Consider the following 9,325-nt stretch of genomic DNA (forward strand, 5'->3'; position numbering starts at 1 on the left):
AAATTCAAGCAAGCTCCTCAAGAGCATAGAAATATCCATTTTTGCCAAAGCCTGCAATAACACCCTTGCATACAGGTGAAATTACAGATTTATGCCTGAACTCCTCACGAGTATGAACATTTGACATATGCACCTCAATAGTTGGAATAGAATCCTCAACCGATGCAATAGCGTCACGCAAAGCATAACTATAATGTGTCAACGCACCTGCATTTATAACAATTCCGCTGACATCTTCACTATAAGCGGCGTGAATTCTATCTATAAGGTCACCCTCATGATTTGATTGATATATTTCACACTCAATATTGAGTGATTTTGCCTTAGCAAGAATATCTTCATTTATACTTTGCGCATTTTCTTTGCCATAAATCGCCTTTTCTCTTATGCCAACCATATTGAGGTTTGGGCCAAGTAAAACAAGAAGCTTTTTCATTTCTTATCATCTCTTTCTAAAAGATTATATTTAGATAAATAATCTTCTCCATAAAGTTTTTTTCTCATAGGAAGCTCCAACTTTCTGCGAAGCTTTATAGTTTTGCCCTTATCTGGAGATTGTGGCACAAGAAGTGCGGATTTCATTCCAGCAAGCTTTGCACCAAGTATATCTGTAAAAATCTGGTCGCCAATAACTAAAGCATTTTTGGGCTTTACAGAAAGCTTTTTTTCGGCACGAATAAAACCAAATGGTAAGGGCTTAAGACTCATTGCTACGCAATCAAGTCCTACACTCTTCGCAAATGGATAAACTCGTTTTCTAAAATTATTTGAGCATATTATAACCTCAATGCCACTTTTCTTAATTTCATCGAGCCACTCCTCTACCCCATCATAAATTTTCTTAGATGATGGCGGAGATACTGTATTATCAACATCAAGTAAAATTGCATCTATATTATTTTTTTTCAGGAATTCAACTGTAATATCTTTAAAAGACACAAAAGCCATTGTCGGCTTAATCACCGAATCACAACCTTTAATTTTTCAATCATTTCTTAACACCACAAAAGTTTTTGATATTTGCAAAAAAATCTGCCCTGAAATGCCTGCCGTGGATTAATACGGCTGACTATTCAAGACAGACCCTCAATTTTGTTATTTAATTGCGATAATTCTGAAATTCTCGTTATTACTTAAACTTACGCTTACGAGCAGCTTCAGACTTCTTTTTACGCTTTACAGAAGGCTTCTCATAAGCCTCTCTCTTGCGAACTTCAGCAATAACACCAGCTCTTGCACACTGCTTCTTAAATCTTCTAAGTGCACTCTCAAGAGACTCGTTATCCTTAATTCTGATTTCAGCCATTTATCTTCCCTCCCATCCGCCATACGGCAGGGGTATTGTGTCATACGATACAAGTTGTATTATACTATATAAAGCTTGATTTTGTCAAGAGATTTTATAAAATTTGTTTGTTTTTTCTCCAATTTTTAATAAATAAAATATTAATGCTTAGTTTTTGATTTACAAACTAAAACATCATTTAATTATCTGAATATTCCATAAGTAAATATGTTGTTTTTTGATTTAAACTTTCTTCAATTTCATACTCTTTAACAGCTTTAAAGCCAAGCTTTTCTAAAAGTTCACGCTTTGTAAATTCATTATTTGAAACTTTCATATAATATTTACTATATTTCCTTTGAGATAATATATATTTTAAAAGTGCCTCAGCCACAGAAGTATCCATGCTTTCAGCGGAAATAGGATAGCCTATATAACCACATTCCTTAGGAATATTCTTAATGCTAAATATGCTTTCAAGTGCTTTATAAACTTTTTTAGCTTTTATTATTCCAAATTGCTTTCTTATATCAGAATAGTCGAGTTCTATATATCCACTTCTACAATCACTCAAATATATAAGACCTACTATTTTACCATCTAAAACAGCTTTATAAAACTTTCTTATGATAAGACTATTTTTTATTGCAAGTCCACCAAGCTCTATTTTGGGAATAAGCTTATTTAAATATTCATAAGCAGAATATATCATTAAGTATGAGGCAACTCCTCTGTCGCTTTCTGTAAGTGGCATAATATCAAATTTTGTCATATCACTCATAATTTTTACCTCATTATATAAAATCAATAAATTACAGAAAGACGCTTTATACTTTCAAGCATCTTTCTGACTGGCGGAAGCACTAAAAGAATAAGAGTAATAAGTCCTTCTGTCAATACATAGCTTGCATTGTAAATTAAAACTGCACTAATTGCTATCATATTATCATGAAAATCACCCACATATGTTGTATAAAAAATTAATCCTGAAACCTCATGGAAGAAAAGTCTGCCTAATATACCAAAAAGGTATCCATATATTAAGCCATTTTTATTTTTTGAAAAGAATCCAGAAATGCCCAACGCTCCAAAAGCAAGCGGATAATCTAAAAGTACTTGTAATGGGTGTACAAAATAAGGTTCTAAAATAAATTGCAAAACACCATATGTGATAGATGCAATAAAACCTGTTGTTGGCCCATAGCAATAGCCAATCATACTTATAATAAGCATACTAAAAAGCGTAATTGAACCACCATTCGGCAAACTTGGCAATTTTATAATTGTTGAAACAACTATAGCTAAAGCAATCGCTAAACCTGCAAATGTAATTTGCTTTGTTTTCATATAGAAACTCCTTGATTTAAAATCAAATATATCAATTTCAAAGAATAAAATAAAAAGCAGTAAGCAAAAAACTTACTGCTTTATGGCTCCCCCAACTGGGCTCGAACCAGTGACATCATGATTAACAGTCATGCGCTCTGGCGAGTGTAGGGAAATAGCAGAATAAATATAAAATACTAATTAAAATGTATTTTTAAATAATTTTTCATTTTTTCCTTTTGATGTAAAGTCTTTGGAATACCTAATTCAGATGAAATCATAGACAAGTGTTCAACATAATCCTCACTTGTCATATTACTCTTAACAAAGGAAGGTTTTATGCAATTCTCAACCTCGGGCCACTTAGCAGTATCATCATCTAACTTTAACAAAACATACTTAGCAAAATCATCAGGGTTTATAAAAATTGATTTCGAGTTAAAGTACTCTTTTTTTAAATTGAAATCTAGTATTATCATTTTTCTTAATGCCCTAAATACTTGGTATTGAATTTCATATTTTGACAATTGTGGTATAATTAATTTTCTCAATTGATATAAAAACATACTTAAATTTTTATTGCATACAACTTCCCTATGAATTGAAAATTCATTAAGAAGCGATAACAATTCTTCAATTGTAAATGAAGACTCAAATGCACCCAAGTAATCACTTTGTTCCAATACGCAGCATTTAATAACTACTATGTAAAATAAATCAAAATATTTATCATCTTTAATCTGCAATATCAAGTTACTTGTTAAGCCACTTTCAAGATAATAAACAAGTTGACTAATAACATTGTCATCAATCCTGTGCGATATATTCGAATGCATTAATCTTTCAGAAACATATCCAACATCTACTTTATCTAAACTATAAATAGAAAAAAGTGATTTTAAGTTATCTATGTTTATGTATTCCCAATCGCTTCTAAATCTGTAAACAGAGTAGTATATGATCAAATAAGTAAAAATGTAAAATCTATCACTTACATTAAAAATTTCTGTCAAGTTTTTAATATCAACTGAATTATTAGAAATCATATTTTCAGTAATTTTCAGGCATAAATAACCCATCAAATTACAATCGCTGTTTACAATACTATAAATAGAAACAAAATTTTCAAAAGTTGCTGTACCAACAAAACAGCTACATAGTTCTTTTCTAATCGACCTTTTTATTTCATCTTGACAGAAGATTGAAACCGTTTTATTTTCATAATTATTCATATATGCAAATAAGTATTCAATCGTTGCTTTTTTACTCATTGTATTATTATCTTGATATAGGCAATCAATAATTTCACAATATCTCTTTTTTAAGCTATTCGAGTAAAAATCATCTGATAAATAATAATCAAAAAGAAGAATATTTATAATTAATTTGGTGAATGAATGTATATTGTTTTCGTCAATTTTTTCACAGTAGTTTTTTACAATAACCAGTAAGGCGTCAACCTCAAAACACTTATTAAATACCTTTTTAGCTTTATCACTAATAATAGCCGATTTGTCTTTGTTTAAATCTAACTTTCTATCATAATACCTTTCCAATATTTCAAGAGCAAACATATCATAATATATTTGTTCTTGCTTTGCTTCATTTTTATTATCATCCGAAACTATAACTTTTGCCAATTTATTTGAAATATTAAGGAAATTTTTTGAATTAATTTCTTGTGAATAAAAAAAGTTATTGTCTTTGAGGAACTTTTCATAAGCTTTTGTAACCACTCTTATGGAAATCATATTTCTTGTCTTATTCATACCTAAAACATATTTAGCTATTTGAAATAGCAATAAAAACATGACACCAAAATACAACATAATTGCAATTATATCAATAATAATCATAGTATTTACTACTATCTTTGGCGTAACATATATCACACGAATTGCAGGCAATGAAATTATTTCGAATAATATTAGAACTAAAAACAGCTTACTCTTTACTAAGCTAAGAATGGTTACATTATCCTTTAATTCTAATTCAAAGATATTATACCCAAGATAAAAATTACTTCGTTGATCATTTTTTTGATGATCACAAAGAAATTGAAAAGAAGCTAAAACAATACCAAATATTGTAATCTGACCGACAAGTAATGAAATATAATTTTCCATTATTACATTAAACATTTTATTAATTCCGCAAATATCAAAAAACATTTTTATCTTTTTCCTTTTTGGCACAATTTTGTCAGTAAATTACGCATGTAACTTGAGCGAGATATTTTTATAGTCAGGCGCAACAAACCAATCAGTTTTTAAAGGCGCTACAATAAACTCAGAATTTTCAATACATCTCTTATCAATAACAAACATCGGTCTATCTAGTTGCAAAAAATAATTCAACTCATATTTACACCATACAGAATTTTTTGAATTCTCTGATTCAACAAAAATAAGTGCTTTTGATTGAAGTAATCTTTTTTCTATCACTCTAAGTGTAGCATCACACATTAGATTACGTTTCAAATAATCTGCATCACTTATCCAATCACAAAATACGTTATTTCCCTGTTGATTTTCATACACTATCAATTTTTGTACAGAAAAACTATCTTTACTACTGTGAGAAATAAAAAAATCATATTCTTTTATTTTTTGTTCTTTTGAATTCTCTATACGGTATTCAAGTTCATAAGGATTTTTAGGTATATGATATGTTTGATTTGGATAAACATCTCTTAAGAATATTTTTCTTTTTTTATTTCTTGTGTGTACTTGCATATATTTTTGTTTTCTTGCTCGTGGCTGGTAACTAAAACTCTGTAAATGATAGAACGCCTCCCAGCGTAACTGTTTATTGAGTTCTGTATCATTTATTTTAAAGAAAAACCGAATAATTTTCGGACTATAGTATTTTTTTAGTTCTAAAAGGATATATAACCTGTCCTTTTGACTTGTATTTTTTCGTTCATAAAATCCTATCAGTTGATCTAAATATGCAGGAGTAATTTGTTGAGTTTTTGCTAAAGCTTTTTCTATTTTCTGATCTATTCGTTCTATTTTTGGTCTTCGTTTACTCCATAATGCTTCTTTTGCTTTTAAAAAATCTTCTTCCGAAAAAGAATCAGAATAGTGTTTCTTGTATTCAAAAGAGGTAACTTTTTTATACAAACTAACACTTTGAAGCAACCTCTCAGGTTTCTTCATACCATAGCGAATTTTCCCAAAGCGTTTCTTTAAATACTTATCCTTTTGCTGATAGTAAGAATATTTATATTTAACAGAATTCCATTCGTGGGGATAATAATGTTTTAGTAATGCTATTATATCACTTTCTTTGTAATATTGCGGCAATAAAGGTAATAAAGATTTTATCTGTTTTTGCCACATTTGCAAGATATCTCTAATTTCATGTTCATAAATATGTTTTGTTACGCCAGACATTTTCTTACTTCATTCTCCCAAGGCATTAAATATGAGTGATTATAATAACACAAGTGCAAATCAACGCAAGCGGTATGTAAAACCATATTTCTGTTTTTGATAATAAACTAGAACAAAATGTATTTTTCACTGGATTATTTGCATAATTTGATACATTTAATGAAAAGTCTATATCGTTTTCATCTTTCATACGAACATCATTATATAAAGTTCTATATAGCCGTTCTTGCCATAAATAATATGCATCTAAAAACCAAAAAACAATAACCGGTACATAAGTAATAAGAAAATACATTTTATCTGATTCTTTACTTGCCAAAGCAAAAATACCTGATGCTAATGTTACTGCCCAACCTTTGAGTTTAAAAGAATTACTCGCCATTTGATTAATAACACCCTGAATTAATTCTAAATGCTTTAATTATTATCCATAATTTCACCATTATTGGTTATGTAATTTTGCAGCTTTTTCTACCCATGAACCTAAGTTATAATATCCATCATCAAGTTTATAATCATAAACACCATCACAAATCTCATCAAAATAGACAATCCTAAACTAATATTTGAATAATCACTAAACTCACCTTGCTGAAAAATCTTTATTTTACCAACACCTCAACTATTATCATCTTTTTAATTATTATAACTTTTATCATATTGTTTTGGCTATATCGTACTCTTCCTGATTATCTTGAATTGAATAGGCCCTATCAATATATTTATCTACATTATCAACAAAATCATTCCATTTAACACAAAGCATATAATTGCATTCTCCATGATATATGTAATTGTTGTTGTCGCATTGCTCTTTATCAGGACTTTTCTGATTAAACATATTTTTACTCATAATTGTAAAAATCCTATCTGAGTCGTTATTATAATGAGTACACTTTTTGGTGCAACAATCTTTTTGATATGTAAAATAATCATAATTACCATATATATCAGGAATAATTACGGCAATTAATGCATTCGTTTTACTTGTCACTGAATTTCCACTGGAATCAATCCTTGAAATTTCTTTAAGTGAATAAGATATTTCCTGAGGAATCCACTGATGTTTTTCAGCTTTATACTTTTCTCTCATTCCTTTCGATAACATAACAATTGTAAGCGTACTGTCGTATATACGATTTTTTAACTTCTCCCAAATTGTATCATCTGATAACTGAGATAAATCCTCACCATCAGATTCACCTTTATAAATATGTTCTGTTTTATTTTTCAATGTTTTTTCAAGTTCATCAACATAATCTCTAACAGTACATAATCCTCCCTTGCCTTTCGTACCAATAATATTTTCTACATTATTATCTCCATATTTATATGAAACGAAAATTTTATTCCCCATACTTATTCCTCGCTGACATTTTGTTTTATATAATCAATGACTAATCTGGCAGATTTTTTATAATCGATACCTTGCATAAGACTGGTATTTAGCTCCTTGGATGCATCATTTAATTCGTTCCAATTATCATTTTTAGCATAATCTTCTGCAATTATCGATGAACAGCCGCCAACAGAACCAATCAAAAATACTGGTATTCCCTTACTTTTTGCTATGGTGATCTCCTCTCTAATACCTTCTTCACTCTTATTTTCTTTTATTTTCCCACCTAAACAAATTAATGCTTTTACATTTTCTCTTTCAATTAGTTTTTTTCTTAACTCTGTAAGGCTTAAAGTCTGATTATTATCAACTTCGTCTACCTCTATAGGAGTACATCTATTCTTAAAATTTGAAATATTATTATGCGATACAAAATAATTAGAAATATACATCTTGACTTTTTCTACATGATTTTCTGTAACAATTTTTGCAGTATCAAAAATTAATTCCTGAAACGTCGGATGTGCTCCAAAACACAAATTAAAGCCTTCTTTAAGTATCTCTTTCGCAAAACAAATTAAAGAGTAAGTTAAATTTTGCTTAAAAATTTCATCGCCGTCAGGGAAAGCTCCCGAAATAACAATATCATAAGGTAAATCTGCTGAATTACCTTTTAGATATTTAAAATAGGTATAATAAAAATCATCGAAATTATCGGATAGGATATCGTCATATTTAGTACGGGTAATTACTCTTTTTGAAAGCATTACTGCTGAGTCAAACTCTGATGATGAGTAACGTGCTAAGGTGCTTTTTAAGTCATCCGCATCAGATTGTTTCGGTATTCTTCCAAAAAATTGTACAAACTGATTAATTGTCCTTTGGGGATAGCTATAACCTTTCCTTGGTAATGATAAAGTATAAAGCATTTTTGTGTCATTAACTAATTCCAACTTATCATTCAACAAATCAGTAATACAGTTCATTTCATCATAAACATCATTACTTTTATCTAAAAGTATTTCATATGATTTATCCAAAATCTGATCTGCTATTTCATTAAGCTTATCTTGATTACAAAAATCGTCTTCTAAATACTCAAGATGTGGTTTTTCAGAAGGCATATACCTTAAACCTTTTATGTCCGGATTACCAATTTTAACCCAAAGAATCGGAATATTGTTTATTAGTGCATACAATATCTCTTTAAGTATCCAGTCTGAAGTTGTAGAAAGCTCGGTATGAAAAAACACAAGTACATCACTATAAGCCAATGCGGTATCAATAACTTCTTGTGCATTCTCTCCAATATTAACATTTACTATATCTCGAAAATATTCCTTCTCTGGTGCTATGACTTTTAAAATATCACAAATAGAAGCTGTAATTTCTTCTCCATCCATTCGTCTATGACTCAGAAAAATATTTATATTGTCATTACAAATTGTAGGCATACATTCAGAAATAATCTTACGTGCAAAAACTTTAGCTGTGACCTCTATGTAACTATTCGACAAATTTCTCCTTCTTAATTGATCATAAACATCAAAACTTTGCTTACCAGAAACAATAGCAGGTGGAATCCTGTCATCTTTACAAAAAGCTACAGGAAATATTTTTGATTTTTTTAACTTTGCTTTTTTGAGAAATTCATTATTTGTACCTATACAGTCATTAAAAATTATCACAATTGAATCGGCGTCCAACTGTAAACTGAATTTTTTATAATTTGTTTTATGAACACAAAAATACTCAATTCCAAAACGATCAAACTGGTATTTGATAATATCAGCAAAAAACATAACTTCGCTTGTATTTTCCTTATCACATATTGTAGCAATTGGCTCTAATATATATACCTTCATAATTTAATTCTCACTTTCTTTTATAATAAGTTTATTTGTATTTTCTGTTTTAGATAATAGATAACTAAGAATTATCTTTCCTTGATGGTTTAAATTAATTTGGAGGAAAAAT

10 protein-coding genes are annotated in these 9,325 nt (G+C 29.3%); all 10 read right to left on the minus strand.

Going from position 1 to position 9,325, the window contains the following annotated elements; all coding sequences use genetic code 11:
* Positions 1-4: 4 nt before the first annotated feature.
* Positions 5-436 (minus strand): type II 3-dehydroquinate dehydratase, encoded by a 432-nt coding sequence (gene aroQ, locus C9914_RS09920; RefSeq protein ID WP_022263645.1) that lies wholly within the window; start codon positions 434-436, stop codon positions 5-7.
* Positions 433-963, minus strand: coding sequence for a YqeG family HAD IIIA-type phosphatase (locus tag C9914_RS09925; protein ID WP_022263646.1), 531 nt, complete (start codon positions 961-963; stop codon positions 433-435). The genes aroQ and C9914_RS09925 overlap by 4 nt, the downstream gene beginning before the upstream one ends.
* A gap of 166 nt (positions 964-1,129) precedes the next feature.
* Positions 1,130-1,306, minus strand: coding sequence for a 30S ribosomal protein S21 (gene rpsU, locus C9914_RS09930; protein WP_022263647.1), 177 nt, complete (start codon positions 1,304-1,306; stop codon positions 1,130-1,132).
* A gap of 178 nt (positions 1,307-1,484) precedes the next feature.
* Complete coding sequence (locus C9914_RS09935; RefSeq protein ID WP_106765137.1) at positions 1,485-2,066, minus strand: hypothetical protein; 582 nt, start codon at positions 2,064-2,066, stop codon at positions 1,485-1,487.
* 23 nt (positions 2,067-2,089) lie between these two features.
* Positions 2,090-2,632, minus strand: a complete 543-nt coding sequence (locus tag C9914_RS09940) for an energy-coupled thiamine transporter ThiT (protein WP_106765139.1) — start codon at positions 2,630-2,632, stop codon at positions 2,090-2,092.
* Positions 2,633-2,808: 176 nt separating this feature from the next.
* On the minus strand, positions 2,809-4,782 hold the full coding sequence (locus C9914_RS09950; protein ID WP_106765141.1) for a hypothetical protein: 1,974 nt from the start codon (positions 4,780-4,782) through the stop codon (positions 2,809-2,811).
* A gap of 39 nt (positions 4,783-4,821) precedes the next feature.
* Positions 4,822-6,009: a toll/interleukin-1 receptor domain-containing protein gene (locus C9914_RS09955; RefSeq protein WP_106765143.1), complete on the minus strand. Its 1,188-nt coding sequence runs from the start codon at positions 6,007-6,009 to the stop codon at positions 4,822-4,824.
* Positions 6,010-6,034: 25 nt separating this feature from the next.
* The gene (locus C9914_RS09960; RefSeq protein ID WP_106765145.1) at positions 6,035-6,391 is read right to left on the minus strand and encodes a hypothetical protein; all 357 of its coding nucleotides are present in this window, start codon (positions 6,389-6,391) and stop codon (positions 6,035-6,037) included.
* Positions 6,392-6,664: 273 nt separating this feature from the next.
* Positions 6,665-7,366 carry a TIR domain-containing protein gene (locus tag C9914_RS09965; protein ID WP_106765147.1) on the minus strand — a complete coding sequence of 234 codons (702 nt, stop codon included), beginning with the start codon at positions 7,364-7,366 and terminating at the stop codon, positions 6,665-6,667.
* A gap of 2 nt (positions 7,367-7,368) precedes the next feature.
* Positions 7,369-9,213, minus strand: coding sequence for an SLOG domain-containing protein (locus C9914_RS09970; RefSeq protein WP_106765148.1), 1,845 nt, complete (start codon positions 9,211-9,213; stop codon positions 7,369-7,371).
* Positions 9,214-9,325: the final 112 nt, after the last annotated feature.

It is taken from the genome of Pseudoruminococcus massiliensis (assembly GCF_900291955.1).
Lineage (GTDB): Bacteria > Bacillota > Clostridia > Oscillospirales > Acutalibacteraceae > Pseudoruminococcus > Pseudoruminococcus massiliensis.